The sequence below is a fragment of the Streptomyces sp. NPDC126510 genome, from assembly GCF_040302345.1.
GTDB lineage: Bacteria > Actinomycetota > Actinomycetes > Streptomycetales > Streptomycetaceae > Streptomyces.
The window spans coordinates 391,335-412,477 of sequence record NZ_JBEORR010000002.1 but is presented as its reverse complement, the minus strand read 5'-3'; the positions used below and the strand labels follow the sequence as shown (position 1 = coordinate 412,477).

At 72.9% G+C, this 21,143-nt stretch carries 23 protein-coding genes and 1 riboswitch; of the genes, 10 read left to right on the top strand and 13 right to left on the bottom strand.

The genetic code is table 11. The features are described 5' to 3' along the window. Positions 1-7: 7 nt before the first annotated feature. Together ABTX60_RS03805 and ABTX60_RS03800 are read right to left on the bottom strand one after the other, a co-directional pair. Complete coding sequence (locus ABTX60_RS03805; RefSeq protein WP_352095459.1) at positions 8-688, bottom strand: lysoplasmalogenase; 681 nt, start codon at positions 686-688, stop codon at positions 8-10. After that, complete coding sequence (locus tag ABTX60_RS03800; protein WP_352095458.1) at positions 685-1,728, bottom strand: sterol desaturase family protein; 1,044 nt, start codon at positions 1,726-1,728, stop codon at positions 685-687. Before ABTX60_RS03800 ends, ABTX60_RS03805 begins: the two co-directional genes overlap by 4 nt. A 277-nt stretch (positions 1,729-2,005) precedes the next feature. Here ABTX60_RS03800 and ABTX60_RS03795 point away from each other — a divergent pair, with 277 nt between their 5' ends. The 5 genes from ABTX60_RS03795 to ABTX60_RS03775 all read left to right on the top strand — a co-directional run bounded on the left by ABTX60_RS03795 (position 2,006) and on the right by ABTX60_RS03775 (position 6,869). Next, on the top strand, positions 2,006-3,007 hold the full coding sequence (locus ABTX60_RS03795) for a DEDDh family exonuclease (RefSeq protein WP_352095457.1): 1,002 nt from the start codon (positions 2,006-2,008) through the stop codon (positions 3,005-3,007). A 114-nt stretch (positions 3,008-3,121) separates the two neighbouring features. Then, the gene (locus tag ABTX60_RS03790) at positions 3,122-3,355 is read left to right on the top strand and encodes a metallothionein (RefSeq protein ID WP_078615365.1); all 234 of its coding nucleotides are present in this window, start codon (positions 3,122-3,124) and stop codon (positions 3,353-3,355) included. A gap of 49 nt (positions 3,356-3,404) precedes the next feature. Then, on the top strand, positions 3,405-4,202 hold the full coding sequence (locus ABTX60_RS03785; protein ID WP_352095456.1) for an SURF1 family cytochrome oxidase biogenesis protein: 798 nt from the start codon (positions 3,405-3,407) through the stop codon (positions 4,200-4,202). Between the two features lie 121 nt (positions 4,203-4,323). Beyond that, positions 4,324-6,108: a glycoside hydrolase family 15 protein gene (locus tag ABTX60_RS03780; protein ID WP_352095455.1), complete on the top strand. Its 1,785-nt coding sequence runs from the start codon at positions 4,324-4,326 to the stop codon at positions 6,106-6,108. A 5-nt stretch (positions 6,109-6,113) separates the two neighbouring features. Continuing rightward, on the top strand, positions 6,114-6,869 hold the full coding sequence (locus tag ABTX60_RS03775) for an SDR family oxidoreductase (RefSeq protein WP_352095454.1): 756 nt from the start codon (positions 6,114-6,116) through the stop codon (positions 6,867-6,869). Positions 6,870-6,972: 103 nt separating this feature from the next. On the opposite strand, the gene amaP is transcribed toward ABTX60_RS03775, so the two are convergent. The 5 genes from amaP to ABTX60_RS03750 are packed head-to-tail and all read right to left on the bottom strand — an operon-like array spanning position 6,973 to position 9,332. Continuing rightward, entirely contained in the window at positions 6,973-7,551 is a 579-nt protein-coding gene (gene amaP / locus ABTX60_RS03770; RefSeq protein WP_352095453.1) for an alkaline shock response membrane anchor protein AmaP, read from the bottom strand. Between the two features lie 6 nt (positions 7,552-7,557). Beyond that, entirely contained in the window at positions 7,558-8,253 is a 696-nt protein-coding gene (locus ABTX60_RS03765; protein WP_352095452.1) for a DUF6286 domain-containing protein, read from the bottom strand. After that, positions 8,250-8,633 carry a hypothetical protein gene (locus tag ABTX60_RS03760; protein WP_352095451.1) on the bottom strand — a complete coding sequence of 128 codons (384 nt, stop codon included), beginning with the start codon at positions 8,631-8,633 and terminating at the stop codon, positions 8,250-8,252. The genes ABTX60_RS03765 and ABTX60_RS03760 overlap by 4 nt, the downstream gene beginning before the upstream one ends. After that, positions 8,630-8,812, bottom strand: a complete 183-nt coding sequence (locus tag ABTX60_RS03755; protein WP_033310926.1) for a hypothetical protein — start codon at positions 8,810-8,812, stop codon at positions 8,630-8,632. The genes ABTX60_RS03760 and ABTX60_RS03755 overlap by 4 nt, the downstream gene beginning before the upstream one ends. Positions 8,813-8,858: 46 nt before the next feature. Beyond that, positions 8,859-9,332 (bottom strand): Asp23/Gls24 family envelope stress response protein, encoded by a 474-nt coding sequence (locus ABTX60_RS03750; RefSeq protein WP_352095450.1) that lies wholly within the window; start codon positions 9,330-9,332, stop codon positions 8,859-8,861. Between the two features lie 86 nt (positions 9,333-9,418). On the opposite strand from ABTX60_RS03750, the gene ABTX60_RS03745 reads away from it, so the two are divergent. Continuing rightward, complete coding sequence (locus ABTX60_RS03745) at positions 9,419-10,144, top strand: nucleopolyhedrovirus P10 family protein (RefSeq protein WP_352095449.1); 726 nt, start codon at positions 9,419-9,421, stop codon at positions 10,142-10,144. Between the two features lie 512 nt (positions 10,145-10,656). Here the strand turns inward: ABTX60_RS03745 and ABTX60_RS03740 are convergent. The 3 genes from ABTX60_RS03740 to ABTX60_RS03730 all read right to left on the bottom strand — a co-directional run bounded on the left by ABTX60_RS03740 (position 10,657) and on the right by ABTX60_RS03730 (position 13,738). Then, positions 10,657-11,460, bottom strand: a complete 804-nt coding sequence (locus tag ABTX60_RS03740; RefSeq protein WP_352095448.1) for an enoyl-CoA hydratase/isomerase family protein — start codon at positions 11,458-11,460, stop codon at positions 10,657-10,659. 108 nt (positions 11,461-11,568) lie between these two features. After that, positions 11,569-11,787, bottom strand: a complete 219-nt coding sequence (locus tag ABTX60_RS03735; RefSeq protein WP_010037790.1) for a helix-turn-helix domain-containing protein — start codon at positions 11,785-11,787, stop codon at positions 11,569-11,571. Between the two features lie 352 nt (positions 11,788-12,139). Next, positions 12,140-13,738, bottom strand: coding sequence for an ABC-F family ATP-binding cassette domain-containing protein (locus ABTX60_RS03730; RefSeq protein WP_062926080.1), 1,599 nt, complete (start codon positions 13,736-13,738; stop codon positions 12,140-12,142). Between the two features lie 223 nt (positions 13,739-13,961). Between ABTX60_RS03730 and ABTX60_RS03725 the strand changes: the two genes are divergently transcribed. Next, positions 13,962-14,378, top strand: coding sequence for a VOC family protein (locus ABTX60_RS03725; protein ID WP_352095447.1), 417 nt, complete (start codon positions 13,962-13,964; stop codon positions 14,376-14,378). 21 nt (positions 14,379-14,399) lie between these two features. On the opposite strand, the gene ABTX60_RS03720 is transcribed toward ABTX60_RS03725, so the two are convergent. The 3 genes from ABTX60_RS03720 to ABTX60_RS03710 all read right to left on the bottom strand — a co-directional run bounded on the left by ABTX60_RS03720 (position 14,400) and on the right by ABTX60_RS03710 (position 18,010). Further along, positions 14,400-15,800 carry a hypothetical protein gene (locus ABTX60_RS03720; protein WP_352095446.1) on the bottom strand — a complete coding sequence of 467 codons (1,401 nt, stop codon included), beginning with the start codon at positions 15,798-15,800 and terminating at the stop codon, positions 14,400-14,402. Between the two features lie 256 nt (positions 15,801-16,056). Then, entirely contained in the window at positions 16,057-17,184 is a 1,128-nt protein-coding gene (locus ABTX60_RS03715) for an alpha/beta hydrolase (protein WP_352095445.1), read from the bottom strand. An 82-nt stretch (positions 17,185-17,266) separates the two neighbouring features. Next, the gene (locus ABTX60_RS03710) at positions 17,267-18,010 is read right to left on the bottom strand and encodes a class II aldolase/adducin family protein (RefSeq protein ID WP_352095444.1); all 744 of its coding nucleotides are present in this window, start codon (positions 18,008-18,010) and stop codon (positions 17,267-17,269) included. A 284-nt stretch (positions 18,011-18,294) separates the two neighbouring features. Here ABTX60_RS03710 and ABTX60_RS03705 point away from each other — a divergent pair, with 284 nt between their 5' ends. From ABTX60_RS03705 to ABTX60_RS03695, 3 genes are all read left to right on the top strand, one after another. Continuing rightward, positions 18,295-19,557, top strand: coding sequence for an inorganic phosphate transporter (locus ABTX60_RS03705; RefSeq protein ID WP_352095443.1), 1,263 nt, complete (start codon positions 18,295-18,297; stop codon positions 19,555-19,557). 32 nt (positions 19,558-19,589) lie between these two features. Continuing rightward, positions 19,590-19,811: a hypothetical protein gene (locus ABTX60_RS03700; RefSeq protein WP_352095442.1), complete on the top strand. Its 222-nt coding sequence runs from the start codon at positions 19,590-19,592 to the stop codon at positions 19,809-19,811. Between the two features lie 135 nt (positions 19,812-19,946). Then, positions 19,947-20,089: riboswitch (cobalamin riboswitch) on the top strand. A 100-nt stretch (positions 20,090-20,189) separates the two neighbouring features. Next, complete coding sequence (locus tag ABTX60_RS03695; RefSeq protein ID WP_352095441.1) at positions 20,190-21,143, top strand: cobalamin biosynthesis protein; 954 nt, start codon at positions 20,190-20,192, stop codon at positions 21,141-21,143.

Sequence of the window (21,143 nt, the reverse complement as noted above, 5' to 3'; positions counted from 1 at the left end):
GCAGGCCTCAGACCGCGCGCATCTCGCCGTACGTGGCGGTCGGCGCCCCGCGTGCGCCGAGCGCCCCGAGTGTGCCGGCCGTCAGCAGGGCCTGCGCGGCGATGTACGTGAGCATGATCCAGAAGTCCGGGGCGGGCGGCTGCGGCCACCCGGCCACACCGGTGGCGATGAGCGTGTCGGACAGCAGGAACAACGCTCCGCCGAGGCCTGCGAAGAGACCGAGCCGGATGGCGGACCGGTAGGCCATGGCGGTGAGCAGGAGGCTGTAGCCGGCGACGGGCAGGCGCAGGTCCGCGGGCAGGTCCGGCCGGAGCAGCGCGACGGTCGTCACGAGGGCGGCGGCGTAGCCGAGGGCCAGGACGCCCGCACGCGCGCGTGGGACCGCGTTCCGGCTGCCGTACGTCGTGAAGAGCACGAGGTAGCAGACATGGCCCGCTGCGAAGGAGGCCATGCCCGCCAGGAAGGCCGGCTCGGCGTCCGACAGCAGCAGGACGTCCCCGCCCCAGCCGAACAGCAGGGCGGCCAGGAGCGGCCTGGGCGCCTTGCGCAGAGCCGCCCACAGGGCCAGGAGCGGCATCAGCAGGGGCTTGGCGACGGTGTGCCCGGCGTCGGCACCGGTCGCGAGGCAGACGAGGTCGACGGCGGCGGCGAGGCCGAAGGCGGCCAGGAGAAGACGCGAGGGGTTCACGCCGGCGAGCTCTTCCCGGCCGGGGTGGTCCCGGCGTCGCCGACCGGTACGGCGGCGGGGCCCGGGGTGCCCCCGGAAACCGGCCCGCCCCCGGAAACCGGCCCGCTCCCGGAAACGGGCGTGGTCGCGTCGGCCGGGGACGGAACCGGTGCGGCGCCCGGGGACAGGGCCGGCGCGTCGGCCGGGGACGGAGCCGGTGTGGGGGCCGCCGGTCCCGGTCCCCAGCCCGGTCCGCGGAACACGCGTCCCGCGCGCTCGCGCCAACTGCGTGCCGCCCGCAGGTCCATGGCGATGGCCACGTACTCGTGCGTGGCCACCTTGAACAGGTTGTAGGTGGTGATGTTCTTGGTCAGCCCGTATCGGGGCCGCTCGGTCTCCGCCACGAACGACCCGAACAGCCGGTCCCAGACGATGAGGATGCCGCCGAAGTTGCGGTCCAGATAGCCGCCCTGGGAGGCGTGGTGGACGCGGTGGTGGGAGGGGGTGTTGAAGACGAACTCGAACCAGCGGGGCATCTTGTCGATGCGCTCGGTGTGGATCCAGAACTGGTAGACGAGGTTCGCCGAGGAGCAGAACGCGAGCGCGGCGGGGTGCACGCCGGCGACGACGAGGGGGACGTAGAACGGCCACACGGTCAGGGACGTCCAGGGCTGGCGCAGCGCGGTGGTGAGGTTGAACTTCCGGCTGGAGTGGTGGACGACATGGCAGGCCCACAGGAGGCGGATGACGTGGTGGCCGCGGTGGGACCAGTAGTAGAAGAAGTCCTGCCCGAGCAGCATCAGCGGGACGGTCCACCACAGCACGGGCACGCGCAGCGGGGTGAGTTCGTAGAGGGCCGTGTAGATCGCCAGAATCGGGATCTTCCACACGAAGTCGAAGACGAGGCTGCCGAGCCCCATGCCCACGCTCGTCGCGGCGTCCTTCGCCTCGTAGCCCTCCGCGTCATCGTCGGGATGGAGGCGGTAACTCACCATCTCGACCACGGTGAGCAGCACAAAGGCCGGGACGGACCACAGCACGACATCGGGCAGGTTCGGCATGCAAGCACCGTAGGACCGGCGGCCCGCCCCGGCCAGACGTTGTTACCGACAAGTATTACCGACGGTACGCGCTTGCTTCTTGGTGATCTCCGCCAATCCGGTACGAGGCGGATTCAGACCTCACGAGACGGGACGCCCGGCTGATCCACTGAGGACCGATCAGACGTACACCCCTCGAACGGACAGATCGGACAACACGCCTGAGGGGGTGTCGGAAGGGCCCGCCGGCCCACCTGGCGGACGGCGGTGTCAGTCGCGGCCCGTATCCTCGGTGACCATGCTGGAAGACCTGACGACCGCAGTGTTCTCGGCCACGCCGTGGCCGGCCGCGTATCCCAAGGGATACGCGGTCGTTGACGTGGAGACCACGGGCCTGGCCCGGGACGACCGCATCATCTCCGCGGCGGTCTACCGGCTGGACGAGCGCGGCGAGGTCGAGGACCACTGGTACACGACGGTCAACCCCGAGCGCGACCCGGGCCCCGTATGGATCCACGGACTGACGAGCGAGGCACTCGAAGGGTCGCCCCTCTTCCCCGACATCGCCGAGGAGTTCACGGCCCGGCTGGCGGGACGGGTGCTCGTGGCGCACAACGCCGTCTTCGACTGGCAGATGATCGCCCGGGAGTTCGCACGCGCCGAGCGCGAGGCGCCGGTGCGGCAGCGGCTGTGCACCATCGCGCTCTCCAAGGAACTGGGGCTGCCGTTGCCCAACCACAAGCTGGAGTCCCTCGCGGCCCACTTCGGCGTCGTGCAGCAGCGGGCGCACCACGCCCTGGACGACGCGCGCGTGCTGGCGGAGGCGTTCCGGCCGAGCCTGCGGGCGGCGGCGGCGAACAACGTACGGCTGCCGCTGCACGAGTGCCGGCCGCTGACGGAGTGGACGGACCGTCCCGCGGCGCCCCGCATCGGGCAGCAGGCGGGCCCCGGAGGCTACGGCGGCTACCGGCCGGGCAGTTGGCGCCCGTCCCGCAAGCGCCCCGCCTGCCCCTACCCCAACCCCGGGCGCTACGAGGCGGGCGGGCGGCTCAAGCAGGGCATGCGGGTCGCCTTCTCCGGTGACACCTCCACCGAGCGGGAGCTGCTGGAGGACCGTGCGACCGAGGCCGGGCTGCATGTGGCCACGAGCCTGTCCCGCCTCACCAGCCTGCTCGTCACGAACGACCCGGACTCGGGCACCTCCAAGGTCGTCAAGGCCCGGCAGTTCGGGACGCCGGTCGTGGACGAGGCGGCCTTCGGGCAACTCCTCGCGGATGTGGAGCCGGCGCCGGAGGGGTGAGCCGCCCCCGGGGGTGACCCATGTCGCAGCGGTGACCGTACGGACGGGTGATTGCCGGGCGACTCGCCCGGCGCCCGCTCGCTCGCACGGGGAGGACGGCTCACCCTGTGGCGCATGGCGACCTGTGAGGTATGTGGCAATCAGTACGGAATGACCTTCGAGGTGCACGCGCAGGGCGCGGTGCACGTCTTCGACTGCTTCTCCTGCGCGATCCACCGCATGGCCCCCATCTGCGAGCACTGCCGGGTGCAGATCATCGGCCAGGGCGTCGAGGTCGAGGGCCACTGGTACTGCGGCGCCCACTGCGCCCGCGCGGAGGGAAAGGCAGGAATTGTCGACAAGGTCTGAACCCGTACCCGACCGAATGCACCCCACGACCGAGTTGTACGGTCGTGGGGTGTACCGCTTCCTGATGTCCCGGCAGTGGGTGATCCTCACGTTGATCGCCCTGCTCCTCATCCCCACGATGATCAGGCTGGGCATCTGGCAGATGCATCGCTACGAGGAGCGCACCGCCCGGAACCAGCTGGTCACCGACGCGCTGGCGGCCGATCCGGTGCCCGTGGAGAAGCTGACCGCGCCCGGGCACACCGTGACCAGCGCCGAGCGGTACCGCACGGTGACGGCGAAGGGCCGTTTCGACACGGAGAACGAGGTCGTCGTCCGGCGCCGCACCAACTCCGACGACGAGGTCGGCTACCACGTCCTGACCCCGTTCGTCCTCGACGACGGCAAGGTGCTGCTGGTCAACCGGGGCTGGATCCCCTCCGACGGCCCGAGTCAGACGACGTTCCCCAAGGTTCCCGCGCCGCCGAGCGGTGAGGTCACCGTCGAGGGGCGGCTGATGCCCGACGAGACGACAGCGGCGAGCGGCATCAAGAACCTCCAGGGCCTGCCGGACCGGCAGATCATGCTGATCAACAGCGAGCAGCAGGCCCGGCGCCTGGACGCCCGGGTACTCGGCGGCTACATCGCCCAGACCGCCCCCGAGCCCAAGGGCGACACCCCCGAGCTCATGGGCAACCCGGGTAAGGAGGACGCGGCGCTGAACTACGCGTACGCCATCCAGTGGTGGCTGTTCGCCGCGGCCCTCCCGGTCGGCTGGACGGTCCTGGCCCGCCGCGAGGCCAGGGACCGGGCCCAGAAGGCGGCCGAGGCGGCCGACACGACGGAGGCCGAGCCGGCGGCGGTGTAGACACCGGCGGTGGACAGGCCGGGGGCGTCGGGACCGACGCCCCCGTTCTGTCGGCCAGGACACGTCACTCCCCCGGCCCCCGCCCTGATTGCCACGCCGACTTGCCGGGAACCCGCACTGGGTGCCCAGCATCGAGGACTACGCGCTCATCGGCGACGAACAGACCGCGGCCCTGGTCGGTACGGACGGATCCGTCGACTGGTTGTGCCTGCCCCGCTTCGACTCGGCCGCCTGCTTCGCCAGAATGCTCGGTGACGAGGACAACGGCTACTGGCGCATCGCCCCCGTGGGCGCGGACCGCTGCACCCGGCGCGCCTACCGCCGCGACACCCTCGTCCTGGACACCGAGTGGGACACGGAGCAAGGGTCCGTCCGGGTCACCGACCTGATGCCCCAGCGTGACCGCGCCCCCGACCTGGTCCGTGTCGTCGAGGGCCTCGACGGCGAGGTGACGCTGCACAGCGTCCTCAAGCTGCGCTTCGATTACGGCTCGATCATCCCCTGGGTGCGCAAGGCCGACGGCCACCGTGTCGCGGTCGCCGGCCCGGACTCGGCCTGGCTGCGCAGCGAGCCGGAGGTGACCAGCTGGGGCGAGGACTTCGGCACGCACGCCGAGTTCACCGTCAAGAAGGGGGAAAAGGTCGCTTTCGTCCTGACCTGGCACCCCTCCCACGAACCGCGCCCGCCGCTCGTCGACCCGTACGACGCACTGCGCCACAGCGTGGAGGACTGGCGGGCCTGGGTGTCGCGCTGCCGCTACGACGGCCCGTACCGGGACGCCGTCGTCCGCTCACTGATCACCCTCAAGGCGCTCACCTACGCCCCCACGGGCGGCATCGTCGCCGCCCCCACCACCTCGCTGCCCGAGGAACCGGGCGGGGTCCGCAACTGGGACTACCGCTACTGCTGGCTGCGCGACTCCACCCTCACCCTCAACGCGCTGCTCGCCGCGGGCTACCAGGACGAGGCGGAGGCCTGGCGGAACTGGCTGCTGCGCGCGGTCGCGGGCGACCCGGCGGACCTGCAGATCATGTACGGCGTGGCGGGCGAGCGCCGGCTGCCCGAGTTCGAGCTGCCGTGGCTCTCCGGCTTCGTCGACTCCGCCCCCGTGCGCATCGGCAACGACGCCGTGAAACAGCTCCAGCTGGACGTCTACGGCGAGGTCATGGACTCCCTGTCGCTCGCCCGCGAGTCGGGCCTGTCCCCGCAGCCGGACGTGTGGGCGCTGCAGACGGCCCTGATGGACTTCCTGCGCACCCACTGGCAGCAGCCGGACGAGGGGCTGTGGGAGGTGCGCGGCGGCCGGCGCCAGTTCGTGCACTCGAAGGTGATGGTGTGGGTGGCCGCCGACCGTGCCGTACGCACCCTGGAGCTCCATCCGGAGCTGGACGGCGACCTGGACGGCTGGCGCGCGCTGCGCGACGAGGTGCACGAGGAGGTGTGCGAGAAGGGCTACGACGCGGAACGCAACACCTTCACGCAGTCCTACGGCTCACGCGAACTGGACGCCGCGCTGCTGCTCATCCCCCGCGTCGGATTCCTGCCGCCGGACGACCCCCGGGTGATCGGCACGATCGACGCGGTCCGCGAGGAGCTGGCCCACGGCGGTGGTTTCCTGCGCCGCTACAGCACGGACGACGGGCACGTCGACGGACTGCCCGGCGGCGAAGGCGCCTTCCTGGTGTGCTCGTTCTGGCTCGCCGACGCCCTGTCCATGACGGGCCGCGCGAAGGAGGCCAGGGAGCTGTTCGAGCGGCTGGCGGGGCTCGCCAACGACGTCGGGCTGCTGTCCGAGGAGTTCGACCCGGTGACCGGCCGGCATCTCGGCAACTTCCCCCAGGCGTTCAGTCACATCGGGCTGGTGAACACCGCCCTCGCCCTGTTCGGCGGGGACGGGGCAGGATAGGGACCATGGATCTTGGACTGAAGGACCGGGTGTACGTCGTCACCGGGGCCACGCGAGGCCTCGGCAACGCCACCGCGCGTGAGCTCGTCGCGGACGGGGCGAAGGTGGTCGTCTCGGGGCGTGACGAGAAGAGTGTCGCCGAGGCGGCCGCCGAGCTGGGACCGAACGCGGTCGGGGTGGCCGTCGACAACGCCGACCCGGAGGCGGCGGCCCGGCTGATCGGGGCCGCCCGGGAGCACTTCGGCCGTTTCAACGGTGTCCTCGTCAGCGTGGGCGGGCCGCCGGCCGGGTTCGTCGCGGACAACACGGACGAGCAGTGGCAGACGGCGTTCGAGTCGGTGTTCCTCGGTGCGGTACGGCTGGCCCGCGCCGCGGCCGCCGAGATGGAGGCCGGAGGCGTCATCGGGTTCGTCCTCTCCGGGTCCGTGTACGAGCCCATCCCGGGGCTGACCATCTCCAACGGGCTGCGGCCGGGACTCGCGGGATTCGCCAAGTCGCTCTCCGACGAACTGGGGCCACGGGGCATCCGGGTGGTCGGTGTCCTGCCCGGGCGCATCGACACCGACCGGGTACGGCAGCTCGACGCGCTGTCGGCGGATCCCGAGGCGACCCGGGCCGCGTCGGAGTCGCGGATTCCGCTGCGCCGGTACGGGGCGCCCGAAGAGTTCGGGCGGGTGGCGGCGTTCTTGATGTCGCCGGCCGCTGCTTACCTGACCGGTGTGATGGTGCCCGTCGACGGCGGAGCACGCCACGGGTTCTGACCGTCGCCGTCCGCGGGTCGCGGGGGCCGGTCGCGCCCACGCGGCGGAGCCGCATGCGATCCAGCCCCGCGCCCCTCGGGGCGCGTACCACTGGCGCGCCTCGTCAACTCACTCTCTCCGCGCCGTGCTTGACGCCCCGCAGGCGTACCTCCGCGGGAAGTGACTCAAGCCCCGCCGAGGTCTTCGCGTGGGCCAAGGCTCCGGTCGTGAAGTCGGTCAAGGCCGTCCCCGGGTCCACGTGCGGCTCCAGTGCGAGACGTACGTGGGCCTCGGGGGTGCTGCGGCGGCCCCCCAGGCGGGCGTGGGCCGCGTCCACGCCGTCGACGTGGGCCGCCTCCTGGGTGAGGGCGTTCTCCAGAGCCCTGCCCCGCACCAGCGCGCCGTCGCCGTCGCCGGTGTCGACGAGGACCTCGGCGAGGCGGCGCCGGCGCAGGACCGCGACCAGCCACCACAGGGCGAGCAGCAGCAGCACCGCGAGGGCGGCGATGACGACCGGCCACCACCAGCCCTCGTCGCGCCAGCGGGTGCGTTCGGCGTTGCTCAGCAGCACGTCGTGCTTGCTGTCGTGGATCCACCACGAGGGCACCGGGGCGCCGAGGCCGACGGCCAGGACGGAGCCGCCCAGCACCAGCAGGACCAGGCCCACCAGGCCGAGGAACACACGATCGACGGTCCTGAGCACCGTTGCTCACCCCTTCCGGCCGGGCCGCCGGACGCGCACCGACAGCGCGGGCGGCCGGGACAGCCCCAGTCCGCTGACCGCGTCGGCGAGCACGGCGTCCAGATCGGTCGTCACGTCGTCCACTTCCCGGAAGTGCGCCATCGCGCGCACGTCGGCCCGCCTCCGGCGGACCTTCACCCGTGCCGACTGCACGCCGGCCACCTCCATGGCCCGGTCCCGCAGCGCGGTGGCGGCGGCGTCCCGGTGCAGTCCGGCACGGACGTCGGTGTGGGTGCGCCGCATCGGGAGCACGGCCCGCAGGCCGGGTGTGGCGGCCAGGATCAGCAGCCAGAGGCCGAGGACGGCGGTGACCCCGGCGCCGACGAGCACCCACGTGTCGTCGAGGGGCCGTTCGGCGAGTTGCCGCGCCAGTTCCCGCCGCCAGTACATGCCGGGCCGGCCGGCGCGCACGGAGACGATGTCGTAGAGGAACAGCCCGGTCAGGCCCAGGAGCAGCAGGGCGACGATGCCCGCGGGGACGCGGCGCGCCGACCAGAAGCGGCCTTGGCGGCCGCCGTCGGCTCCGGGCCCGGGCGGTGGCTCGTGGGCGTCCGAGGTATCGGACCGGCCGGGTCCGCCGGCGTTGTCCGTCTCCTGCCCGTCGAGGACGGGCAGGCGCTGCGTGGAGTCCTCCGGCGGTTGTGCGCCCTGGGGTTCGTTCATCGCGTCCTCCCCTGAACCGCGCCGGGCCCGGCGACCAGGTGCAGCCGCTCCACCTGGACGACGACCTCCGGCACCTGCATGCCCACCAGGTCTCCCACCCGCTCGACCACGTGGCGGCGCACCGTGCGGCAACGGGCGCCGATGTCGCAGGGGTAGTCGAGTTCGATGTGGACCCGGACGTGGGCGACGTCGTGATGGACGACGACGGACGCGGAGGGCCGGCCGGCGTCGGGCGGCAGCGTGCCGACGGCCTCGCGGGCCGCCTGCGAGGCGATCTTCGCGACGACCCGGTCGGCGATCCGCGTCCCGCCGCGCTCGCCCGGCGGGACGACGCTCAGGGGTCTTTCGAGCTCACCGGCCCCCGTACTCACCGGCGTCACCGCCGCCGTTCACGGACACGGAAGAAGTCGCCGAAGTCCATGTCCCCGTCCAGGAACCGGCCGACGACAAAGCCGACGGCGCCCAGCGCCGCCACCAGCACGAAGGCACCGAATCCGCCGAAATATCCGGCGAAAGCCAGCGCCATGCCGGCGATCATGCCGACCACGGCCATGCTCATGCGCTCCTCAGCTCCTCAGCCGCTGTGTTGTCCGATGGCCCGTGCCTCACTGGATCCGGCGCTCCGGTTCCTCTTCCTCCTCGTCCGGCAGCTTCACGTCGCTCACCGCGATGTTGACCTCGACGACCTCGAGGCCGGTCATCCGCTCGACGGCGTTGATGACGTTCTCCCGTACGCCCCGCGCCACATCGGCGATCGACACGCCGTACTCCACGACGATCTCCAGGTCGAGGGCGGCCTGCACCTCACCGACCTCGGCCTTCACCCCGCGCGTCACCGACTTGGCGCCGCCGGGCACCCGGTCGCGCACGGCGCCGAAGGTCCGGGACATGCCGCTGCCCATGGCGTGCACACCGTCGACGTCACGTGCGGCCAGCCCGGCGATCTTCTCCACGACGCCGTCCGCGATGGTCGTCCGGCCCCGGGAGCCCGGGTCTCCCCCCTCGCGCTTGACCAGCGGGCTCCTGCGTGCCGCCTGCGTGTCGGACTCCCCGCCCCGGGTCTCGGTGGTGTCAGTCATCGCCGTACGTCCCTTCGGTCGTCGTCCTTGGACCACCGTAAGCACGGTTGCGCGGGAGCGCGCCTCTGATGCGGCAGGCTGGTGGAATGACGGCCGATCGATGGACGCAGGCAGTGAGACATCAGCTGGGAATCGGCAGGCTTCTGCCGCTGGGTGACGCGCGGGACGGCGCGTGGATCGCGGAGCGGGCCGCGGAGGAGGTGCTGCGGCGTGCGGCGTGGGGCGCGCCGGGTGTGCGCCTCGGCGCGCTCCGGGTCGCGGTCGCCGACACGGCGGACACCGCCGAGCCGGCCGTACCGGCTCCGCCTAGTGCGCTGCCGCCCGGGCCGCTGCGGGTGATGGCGGAGTTCGCCGCGACGGCCTCGCAGCCCCTGCCGGCGACGGCGACCCTGCTGCGGGAGACGCTGGCGACCGCGGCGGAACAGCGGCTGGGCCTGACGGTGACCGAGGTGGACCTACGGGTGACGGGGCTGCTGGAGGAGGGCGAGGAGGGGCCTGCGGAACGCACGGCCCCGGGCCTTCCCGGGCTGCCGGTTGCAGCGCAGGCCAAGGGCGATGACGAGGCCCGGGCGGCCGCCGCCGCGCTCGGCGTCCCGGGTGTGCTCCATCCGACCGGCACGCTGGGCCACCCCGTCCACATCGAGCTGCTGTTCCCCGAGGGCGCGGCGCTGCCCCACCGCCATGTCCGGCTGGAGCTGGCGGTGGCCTCGGACCGGCGGGCCCGGGACGTGGCCCGCGAGGTCCGGACGGCGGTCCGGCGAACGCTGTCGGATCACCCGACGGTGGCGGTCGTGGTGAGCGCGATCGGCTGACCGGGCTCCCGGCTTCGCCCGGAGACGCCGCACGGGCGCCAGCGCGGTCGGCTGACAGCCCTCCCCGCTCCCGCCCGGAGATGCCGCACGGGCGCAAGGGCGGTCGGCTGACCGCGCTTCCGAGTCCGCCTGGAGACACCGCACGGGCGCCAGCGCGATCGGCTGACAGCCCTCCCGGCCCCGCCACGCCGTGGGGCGCGGGCGCAAGGGCGGTCGGCTGACCGCGCTTCCGAGTCCGCCTGGAGACGCCGCACGGGCCTCAGCGCGATCGGCTGACAGCCCTCCCGGCCCCGCCACGCCGTGGGGCGCGGGGCACAAGGGCGATCGGCTGACCGCGTTTCAGGCCCCGGCGCGGCCGTGCCGCGCCGACGCGAGCGCGGTCGGCTGAGCGCGCTTCCGGCTCCGCCGGGAGACGCCGCGCGGGCGCGAGCGCGGTCGGCTGAGCGCGCTTCAGGTCCCGCCGAGGTGCCGCGCGGGCGCGAAGGCGGCGGCTCGGGTCGCGTTCGGCGGGCTCAGTCCTCGATGCCCGCGAGGTCCCGCAGCCTGCGGGCCTGGGACTGGCGCTCGGCCGCGCGCTGCTCCTCGTACGTGCGGTCCTGGGCGCCGCGCAGCAGGGCCTTGGTCTCGATGACCGCGTCGCGTGGTGCGGCGAGCACGGCCGAGACGAGGTCGCGGACCGTGTCGTCCAGCTGGCCGGCGGGCACGGCAAGGCCGGCCAGGCCGGTGTTCACGGCCTCCTCGGCCGTGACGAAGCGCCCGGTGACGCAGATCTCCAGCGCGCGGGCGTATCCGACGAGTCCCACCAGCGGGTGCGTGCCCGTCAGGTCGGGCACGAGTCCGAGGCTGGTCTCGCGCATGGCGAACTGCACGTCGTCGGCGACGACGCGCAGGTCGCAGGCGAGGGCGAGCTGGAAGCCCGCCCCGATGGCATGCCCCTGGACAGCGGCGACGGAGACGATGTCGCTGCGCCGCCACCAGGTGAACGCCTCCTGGTATTCGGCGATGGTCGCGTCCAACTCGGCGTCGGCGCCGCGCGCGAGGTCGATGAACGACGGTTCGCCGTCGAAGCCCTCGGGAGTGAACGCCTGTCGGTCGAGCCCGGCCGAGAAGGACTTGCCCTCGGCCCGCAGCACCACGACGCGGACGGAGCCCGGCAGCTGCCGCCCGGCCTCGGTCAGCGCCCGCCACAGAGCGGGGCTCTGCGCGTTGCGCTTGTCCGGGTTGGTCAGCGTCACCGTGGCGATCGCGTCGTCGACGGTGAGCCGTACGCCGTCCTTGTCGAGTACGGGAACGAGGTCCTTGTCGGGCGAAGCCATGGGACGCCTCCGATGTGTGCGGTCAGCTAAGTGACTGCACAGTAACCACCCGGCCGATCAGTCGACCGACCGGGTGGCCACCATCGGAGCCGAAGGGGCCACCCGGGGTCAGGCCGTGGCCTTTTTGCCCCGGGTCGCCCCGCCACGCCCTCGCAGCGTGACGCCCGACTCACTGAGCATGCGGTGCACAAAGCCATACGAGCGGCCGGTCTCCTCGGCCAACGCCCGGATGCTCGCACCGGCGTCGTACTTCTTCTTCAGGTCTGCCGCGAGCTTGTCGCGCGCGGCGCCGGTCACCCGGCTGCCCTTCTTCAGAGTCTCGGCCACCCGTGCCTCCTCATGGGAAGTGCGCTCTGGTCTCCTCATGATCACCCCTCCGGGCCTTCCTGGCCACCCATTCGGCAAGGTCCGTGAGACAAGGTTGTGACGACGGGAGCACATCCCCACATGCGGAATGCTGAATTCCGAAGAGTGGCGTCCGGACGGCCGAACGAATGGTGGAGGAAAAGGCCAGGTCAGAAAGGCGGCGCGGCCGAGCCCGGAAGAATCGGGGGCTCGGCCGCGAAATCGATGTAGGACACACCTCGGTACGAGGAGATCTCACACAGATGATGGATCACCGCTGGGCCGAATGATCCATACGCCGTTGATCACGCATTCGATCAAGCGCGGTTGCCGCTCAGGCCAGGGCGACGAGATCCGCGTAGTCGGCGCCCCACAGGTCCTCGACGCCGTCCGGCAGCAGGATGATCCGCTCCGGCTGGAGCGCCTCGACCGCGCCCTCGTCGTGCGTGACGAGGACGACCGCGCCCTTGTAGGTGCGCAGCGCGCCGAGGATCTCCTCGCGGCTGGCGGGGTCGAGGTTGTTGGTCGGCTCGTCGAGGAGCAGCACGTTCGCCGAGGACACCACGAGGGTGGCGAGGGCGAGGCGGGTCTTCTCGCCGCCGGAGAGGACCCCGGCCGGCTTGTCGACGTCGTCGCCGGAGAACAGGAACGAGCCGAGCGTCTTGCGGACCTCCACCAGGTCCAGGTCGGGTGCGGCCGAGCGCATGTTCTCCAGGACCGTGCGCTCCGGGTCGAGGGTCTCGTGCTCCTGGGCGTAGTAGCCGAGCTTGAGGCCGTGGCCCTCGATGACCTTGCCGGTGTCGGGCTGCTCCGCCCCGCCGAGGAGACGGAGCAGGGTCGTCTTGCCGGCGCCGTTGAGGCCGAGGATGACGACGCGCGAGCCCTTGTCGATGGCCAGGTCGACGTCGGTGAAGATCTCCAGCGATCCGTAGGACTTCGACAGACCCTCGGCCATGAGCGGGGTCTTGCCGCACGGGGAGGGCTCGGGGAAGCGCAGCTTGGCGACCTTGTCGGACTTCCGCTCGGCCTCCAGGCCGGCCAGCAGCTTGTCCGCGCGGCGGGCCATGTTCTGCGCGGCGACGGTCTTGGTGGCCTTGGCCCGCATCTTGTCGGCCTGCGAATGCAGCGCGGAGGCCTTCTTCTCGGCGTTCTGCCGCTCGCGCTTGCGGCGCTTCTCGTCGGCCTCGCGCTGCTGCTGGTAGAGCTTCCAGCCCATGTTGTAGATGTCGATCTGGGCCCGGTTGGCGTCCAGGTAGAACACCTTGTTCACGACCGTCTCGACCAGGTCGACGTCGTGGGAGATCACGATGAAGCCGCCGCGGTAGGTCTTCAGGTAGTCCCGCAGCCAGACGATCGAGTCGGCGTCGAGGTGGTTCGTGGGCTCGTCGAGCAGCAGGGTGTCCGCGTCGGAGAAGAGGATCCGGGCCAGCTCGATACGGCGGCGCTGACCGCCGGAGAGCGTGTGCAGGGGCTGGCCGAGCACTCGGTCGGGCAGGTTCAGCGCGGCGGCGATGGTGGCGGCCTCGGCCTCCGCGGCGTACCCGCCCTTGGTGAGGAACTCCGTCTCCTGGCGCTCGTACTGCCTCAGCGCCTTCTCGCGGGTGGCGCCCTGGCCGTTGGCGATGCGCTGTTCGTTGTCGCGCATCTTGCGGATCAGCACGTCCAGGCCGCGCGCGGACAGGATGCGGTCGCGGGCGAGGATGTCGAGGTCGCCGGTGCGGGGGTCCTGCGGGAGGTAGCCGACCTCGCCGGAGCGGGTGATGGTGCCGCCGGCGGGCATGCCCTCGCCCGCCAGGCACTTGGTGAGGGTGGTCTTCCCCGCGCCGTTGCGGCCGACCAGGCCGATGCGGTCGCCCTTGGCGATGCGGAACGAGGCGTTTTCGATGAGGACGCGGGCACCGGCGCGCAGCTCGATACCGGAGGCGGAGATCACGGACAGACTCCTGGGCGGATACGGGGGCGGGATGGACGGCTGAGGACGTTCCCGCCGTCTAATGCGCGAGGAGAATGGCCATGGGGGACAGTCTAACGGGGGCGTGCAACCACTTTTTCTGTGTGCGGGTGTTCGATCACCGGCGGCCGGACGCGGGGCCGTTGCCGGTGGCCGGTGGAACACTGAGGGGTACGGCCCCGCGAGACACGAGGAAGTGATCGCCATGGCAGGCACGTCCGGCGGGCGTCCGAGCCTCTACCCGACGCTGTTGTACAGGGACGCGAAAGCGGCGATCCGCCAGCTCACGGAGGCCTTCGGCTTCACGGAGCTGTCGGTGTACGAGGGCGAGGACGGCTCGGTGCTGCACGCCGAGCTGGCGCAGGGCAACGGCGCGGTGATGGTCGGGAGCAAGGGCCGGGGCGGCCTGTTCGACACGGCGATGAAGAACGCGGGAACCACCGGGGTGTACGTGGTGGTGGACGACGTGGACGGGCACCACCGCCACGCCGTGGAGCACGGCGTGGAGGTGCTGATGCCCCCGACGGACCAGGACTACGGCTCGCGGGACTACATGGCCCGCGACCTCGAGGGCAATGTGTGGAGCTTCGGCACGTACGCGCCGGAGATCACGACGGGCTGACGTCCCCCGGATCCGGCTGCCTCAGCTGCCGCCGGTGTGCACCTGGAAGGCGGCCCTGCGGACCGCCTTGGCGAGGGCCGGGTCGGGGTGTGCGGCGGCGAGGGCCACCAGCACCTGCACGGTGCGCGGGTGCCCCACGGCGCGTACCTCGTCCAGGAGCCTCGGGACGGTCGGCTGCACCGCCGACTCCAGGTGGCGCACCAGCAGCGGCGCCTCACCGTGGTCGGCGACGGCGGCGGCGGTGTCCACCCACAGCCAGGTCGCCTCCTCGCGGGTGAGGACCTCGTGGGCGTCCTCGGGGTCGGCGCCGTCGTGCTCGGCCAGCCACAGCAGCGCGTACGGCCTGAGCGTGGGCTCGTCCAGCACGCCGCGGACGTCCGGCTCGGCGGGGGCGCCGACCACGCGCAGCGCCTCGAAGGCGAGGCCGCGCAGCAGGGCGTCCTCGCCGCGGGCGGCGCCGAGCAGTTCGGTGACGGCGCTGCCGACCGGGCGGGCGGCGAGCCAGGCGCGGTACTCGGCGCGGGCCGCGTTCGGGCGCAGCTGGGCGCAGCCGCGGAGCATGTCGTCGGCGGCCTGCTCGATGTTCCCGGCGGGGCTCTGCGCGGCGACGCAGATCTGCTCCAGCTTGACCCAGACGGCCCAGCTGCCGAGAGGGGTGAGGGTGGCCTGGCCGTCGCCGTAGGTGAGGGCGCCGACGGAGGCGAGGGCGCGCAGGGCCCAGTCGAGCAGCGGGGCGAGCGGGGCGTCGGTGGGCTCCGGTTCGGCCGACGGCTCGGGCTGGGGGCCGTAGGGGATCTCGCAGCGTGCGGTGCGCAGCTCGGTGACGCGCTGCTCCAGCAGGTCCAGGAGCTGCTCCACGGGTACGGGCCCGGCGGACAGCTGGAGGAAGGAGAGCGCCTGCGGCATGGCCGAGACGACCTCGGCGACGGCGGCGGGCTCGTGCTCCGCGGGCTCCGGGTGGGCGAGCGACCAGGCGTCGAAGAGTGCGACCCAGCCGCGCAGCACGGCACTGTCGTCGCGGTCCCAGGCGCGCAGCCGCCAGCCGGGGCGGGCGCTGTCGCCGTGCACCTCGACGAGGCCGGCCAGGCGGGCGGTGTCCCAGTCGGCTCTGACCTGAGCCGGGGTCAGGCCCAATTCGCGGGCTGCCCGTTCGGCGGTCGCGTCGGAGAGGGTGGCTTTGCCGTCGTCGGTGGCGCTGTCCCGGCCGGGGCCGAGCGCGGCGTCCGCCCAGCGGGCGACGCGGGCCGCGTCGGCAAGACCTGAGCGAGCCATTCTGGCCAGCTCCGCCGGTGCCGGGGTGCCCTCCGGGGGGCGCGGCGCGGGGCGGCGCGAGCGCCGCTGGTTCATCACGGGAGGGGCGGCGGCCAGGGGTCGCGGGCGGACGAGTCGAAGCCTGGAGTCGCGCGGGATACGGGACGTCACGGGGGCAGTCTTCCGGTTGACGGTCCGAAAACCCAAACGGAATGTCACGGCGGGCGACGGGGATGGCCAACGCACCGGCTCGCGAGAGTGGTCGAGGGCCGTGAACCGGCCAGTGGTACGACGCTAAACGGAATCAGGCCGACCGGTCCGCGAGAAGCGGGAGGAGACGTGGTTGCGGCGGGGCGAAGGGGGCGTGAACGGGGGGTGTGTGAGAGGCCGCCGGAAGACGCGCGGCGGCGGGTGGACCGGAGGGCGCTCACATCAGGGGCGTCAGGAAGCGCCGCAGCGCCTCCTCGTAGCCGTCCGGGTCGGCGTTCCACATGGCGCCGTGGGGAGCGTCGGCGACGGTGCGGAGGGCGACCAGGTCGGGGCGGGCCTCGGCGAGCCGGCGCGACGGCTGCCAGGGGGCGACGGTGTCGCCCGGCCCGTGGACGACGAGCGCCGGGACGCGCAGCCCGTCGGACGGGGCCGTGCCCGCGACGCGGTCGCCGGTCAGGCCGGTGCGGCCCTGGGCGGCGCGGACCGCGAGGGGCAGCAGCGCGCCCGGCGTGCGGCGGGCCGAGGCGAGGGCGCGCAGGGTGGTCTCCCAGCTGAGCACCGGGGAGTCCAGGACGAGCCCGCACACGCGGTCACGCAGCCCCGAGTGCGCGGCGGCGTGCAGGGCCATGGTGGCGCCGGTGGACCAGCCGTGCAGGACGACCTGCCGGGCCCCGTGGCGCACGGCATGGCGGATCGCCGCGTCGACGTCGCGCCACTCGGTCTCACCGAGGTGGTTCAGGCCGTCGGGCGGGCGCGGCGCGCCCAGGTCGCCGCGGTAGGCGAGGGCGAGCACCGGGAAGTGGCCGCGGTGCAGGAATCCCATGATGTTCAGGGCGAGTTCCCGGGTGGTGCCCAGGCCGTGCACGGCGATCACCCAGGTGCTCCGCTTGCCCGGCACGAACCACGCGGGCAGGGCGCCGAGTTCGCCGGGGACGTCGACGTCGGCGTGTGCGAGTCCGAGGGCGGTGCCGGGATCGCCGACGTACACGTTCGGCGTGAGCCACACCTTGTCCCCGGATTTCAGCGTGCCGTGCGTGACGCTCTCCAGGCGGCGCACGACGGTGTCGGCGGGGGTCTGGGCGCCGGTCAGGACGGGGCCGACGACGGCGTGGGAGCCGTCGCCGGAGAGGCCGTAGCGGCCGGGGCGCAGGGCGGCGAGGTCACGGGTGAGGCGGATCTGCCCGGCGGCGGTGCCGTGCACGGTGAGCCGGGGTTCGGTGGGCAGGGGCCTGCCGGGGGGCGCCTTGAGCGCGGCGTCGCTGGCGAGCCGGCCGGCGGCCACCGCGGCGGCACCGGCCCCGATCACGGCGGTGACGGCAGCGGCCGTCGCTCTGGCAGTGCGCACGGCTCCAGTGTCCCGGCGGACGGCGCGGGCGACCAGTGGGAGGGAGCCGGGGAGTGAGGTCCGCGGCGGGCGCGGGAACGGCTCAGCCGCGCTGGCCGTAACCGCGCAGGCGCTCCCCCGCCTCCGTCAGCTGCTCCGGGGACAGCAGGCTCGGGGCCAGGCCGGGCACCGAGGAGGCGGTGAGCCACAGGCGGCACATCCACTCCAGCTGGGCGGTGCGGTCGTAGGCCTGGGCGAGGGTGCCGGCGTGGGTGAGGGTGCCGTGGTTCCGGAGGAGGCACCCGGAACGGCCGGCGAGGGCCCGGAGCATGTTCTCGGCCAACTCGTCGCTGCCGTACGGGGCGTACGGGGCGACCCGGACGGGGCCGCCGAGCGCGGCGGTCATGTAGTGGATCGGCGGAAGCTCGGTCACGAGTGTCGAGACGGCCGTGGCGTGCACGGCGTGGGTGTGGACGACGGCCAGCGCGTCGGTCGTGCGGTAGACGGCGAGGTGCATGGGCAGCTCGCTGGTCGGGACGAGGGTGCCGAGGACCTGCCGGCCGTCGAGGTCGACGCCGGTCACGTCCTCCGGCGTCAGCCGGTCGTAGGGGACGCCGGAGGGCGTGACCAGGACGGTGTCCCCGACGCGCACCGAGACGTTGCCGGACGTACCGACGACGAGTCCGTCCGTGACCGTCCGGCGGGCCGTCGTGACGAGGTCGTCCCAGGCGCGGGCCTCCTCGGGGCGCGCGGCCCCCCGGTGCGGCTCCCCCGCACTCGCCCGCACATCCGCCGCGCTCCCCCGCACGTCCGCCGTGCGCCGTTCGTCGCCTCGCTGCTCAGCCATGCCGCGATCCTGCCAGGCGGCGCTTCGAAGCGCCGCGGAAGCGGGGACTTCGTACACAACGGCGGCGGCACCCCGACGTGTGACCGGAACCTCTCCGACGGGCCACTCGAACGACTGAAGCGGTCCGCCCGCGGTGGCCGGTCCGCGGGGCCCCGGGAGGCCGTTCCGTGGCGGAATGCCGACCCCCTATTGCGGTCACCCCTGCGCCCCTCCCAGTTCATCTTCCGTTCACCCAGGTTCCCTACGTTCATCGAGCCAACAACCTCGAACGATTGCCTGGGTAAATGGAAAGCTTCTCGCTGATCCTCGCGATTGTGGTGGTAACCGCACTCGCGTTCGATTTCACGAACGGTTTCCACGACACCGCGAACGCGATGGCCACCACCATTTCCACGGGCGCCATGCGGCCCAAGGTTGCGGTGGCCATGTCCGCGGTCCTCAACCTGGTCGGCGCCTTCCTGTCCGTCGAAGTCGCCAACACGATCTCCAAAGGCCTCGTCGACGAGGCCGGCATCCGTCCCGAGGTCATCTTCGCCGCCCTGGTCGGCGCGATCCTCTGGAACCTGCTGACCTGGCTGGTCGGTCTGCCCTCCAGCTCCTCCCACGCCCTCATGGGCGGTCTGATCGGCGCCACGATCGCCTCGGCGGGCGTCGGCGCGGTGCACGGGGACGTGCTGGTCACCAAGGTGCTGATCCCGGCGATCGCCGCCCCGCTGGTCGCGGGCATCGCGGCGATGCTCGCCACGCGGCTGACCTACTCCCTCGGCAGCAAGGCCGACGGCAACGCGTCCAAGAAGGGCTACCGGGCCGGCCAGATCGCCTCCGCGGGCCTGGTCTCCCTGGCCCACGGCACCAACGACGCGCAGAAGACGATGGGTGTCATCACCCTCGCCCTGGTCGCCGGCGGCGCCGTCGCCCCCGACTCCGACCCGCCCATGTGGGTCATCCTCTCGGCGGGTCTCGCCATCGCGCTCGGCACCTACCTGGGCGGCTGGCGCATCATCCGCACCATGGGCAAGGGACTGACCGACCTCCAGCCGCAGCAGGGCTTCGCCGCCCAGACCTCCGCGGCCACGGTCATCCTGGCCTCCTCGCACCTCGGTTTCTCCCTCTCCACGACGCACTCCGTGTCCGGCTCGGTGATGGGTGCCGGGCTCGGCCGCAGGGGCGGTGTGGTCCGCTGGTCCACCGCGACGCGGATGTTCGTCGCCTGGGGTCTGACGCTGCCGGCCGCGGCCCTGGTGGGTGCTCTCGCCGAGTACGTCACCGGCTTCGGCAGCTGGGGCACCGCCGTGGTGGCCGTCTTCCTCGTCGCCTCCAGCGCGGCGATCTGGAAGCTCTCGCGGCGTGAGGTCGTCGACCACACCAACGTCTGCGACACCGAGGACACCGTCGAGGCGGAGCCGGCCGGTGTGGTGACCACGGCGATCGCCGCGGTGACGCCGCCGCCGGCGGGTGGCACGGCCGCCGCGCCGGAGGACCCGGTCCCCTCGTTCCCGTCGCAGGCCACCGCCGAGCGCACGCCGACCACGACCACCACGGTCTGACCCGCCACCGGTTACAAGGAAGAGTCTCCGATATGAAGATCGACTGGGCGGCCCTCGGCTCCGTCTTCGGTGTCAGCCTCGTGGTCACCGTGGCCCTCGTCGGCCTGTTCACCCTCGGCATCACCGGCCTGTCGCGCCGCGAGCGGGCGGCGGCGCAGGGCGGCTCCGCGGGGCTCGCCGTCACCGGCGCGTACGCGTGCTTCGCGGCGTGTGCGGCGGCCGTGGGGTACGGGATCTATCTGATCGTGGCCTGAGGGCCCGACCGACCGCACGTCGTGTCCACCGGGCGGCACGGGACTTCGGTCCCGTGCCGCCCGGTCGTCGTGCGAGGGCAGGGGCGATGTGGGGTTCTCCACACTCTCCCCGCGCAGGTCAACGGCAAGTTGACGGCGGTTCCCGGCCATGGTGGACTGCCGAGGCCAGTTACGGCGGCAGGAGAGGAAGCCGGTGCGAGTCCGGCGCGGTCCCGCCACTGTCACCGGGGTAGCAATCCCCGGGAGCCAGGAACTCTCACCGCCGGTCTCGTCGAACCAGGGCGTGGACACCCTGAGTGAGGACACATATCGCCATGCGCGGCTGCCGATCGAGGTTCAGCACCCCACCCCTGCCCGCCCTCCTGGCCGGTTGAGCCCATGGGTGCCGGTCGCGTCTTCGCGTACGGCGCCGCCGCCGGTCTGATCGGTGACCTGCTGCTCGGTGATCCTCGCCGGGGGCATCCGGTCGCCGCGTTCGGACGGGCCGCGGGTGCCGTGGAACGGGTGTTGTGGCGGGACCACCGCGGGTGGGGCGCGCTGCACACCGCCGCGTGTGCCGGAGGGGCCGTCGCCCTCGGGTCCGTCGCCGCGCGTGCCGTGCGGACGTCCCCCGTCGCGTCCGTCGCGCTGACCGCAGCCGCCACCTGGGCCGTCGTCGGGGGGACTTCACTCGCCCGGGAGGCGCGGACCATCGGGCGTGCCCTGGAGGCCGGGGACGTCGAGGCGGCCCGGGCGCGGCTGCCGCACCTGTGCGGCCGGGATCCACAGGCCCTCGACGCCGACGGCATGGCCCGCGCCGTGGTCGAGTCGGTCGCCGAGAACACCTCCGACGCGGTGGTGGGGGCGCTGGTGTGGGGCGCCGTCGGCGGGGTGCCGGGGCTGCTCGGGTTCCGGGCCGTCAACACCCTGGACGCCATGGTCGGGCACAAGTCGGCCCGCTACCGCCGCTACGGGTGGGCCTCCGCGCGTCTGGACGACCTCGCCGGGTGGCCGGGGGCGCGGCTGACCGCCGTGCTCGCCGCCCTGGCCGGGCCGGATCCGCGGGGGGCCGTGCGGGCCTGGCGGGCCGATGCGGCCGAGCATCCGAGTCCCAACGCCGGGCCCGTGGAGGCCTCGTTCGCGGGGGCGCTCCGGGTGCGGCTCGGCGGGACGCTCTCGTACGGCGGACGGGTGGAGCACCGGCCCGTGCTGAACACGCGGGGGCGGGCCGTCGGCACACACGACGTCGAACGGGCCGTGCGGCTGTCGCAGCGCGTCACGTGGCTCGCGCTCGGGGTGTGCGCCGGTGCGCGGTTGCTGATGAGCGCGCGGTCAACGAAAAGGGGGAACTGA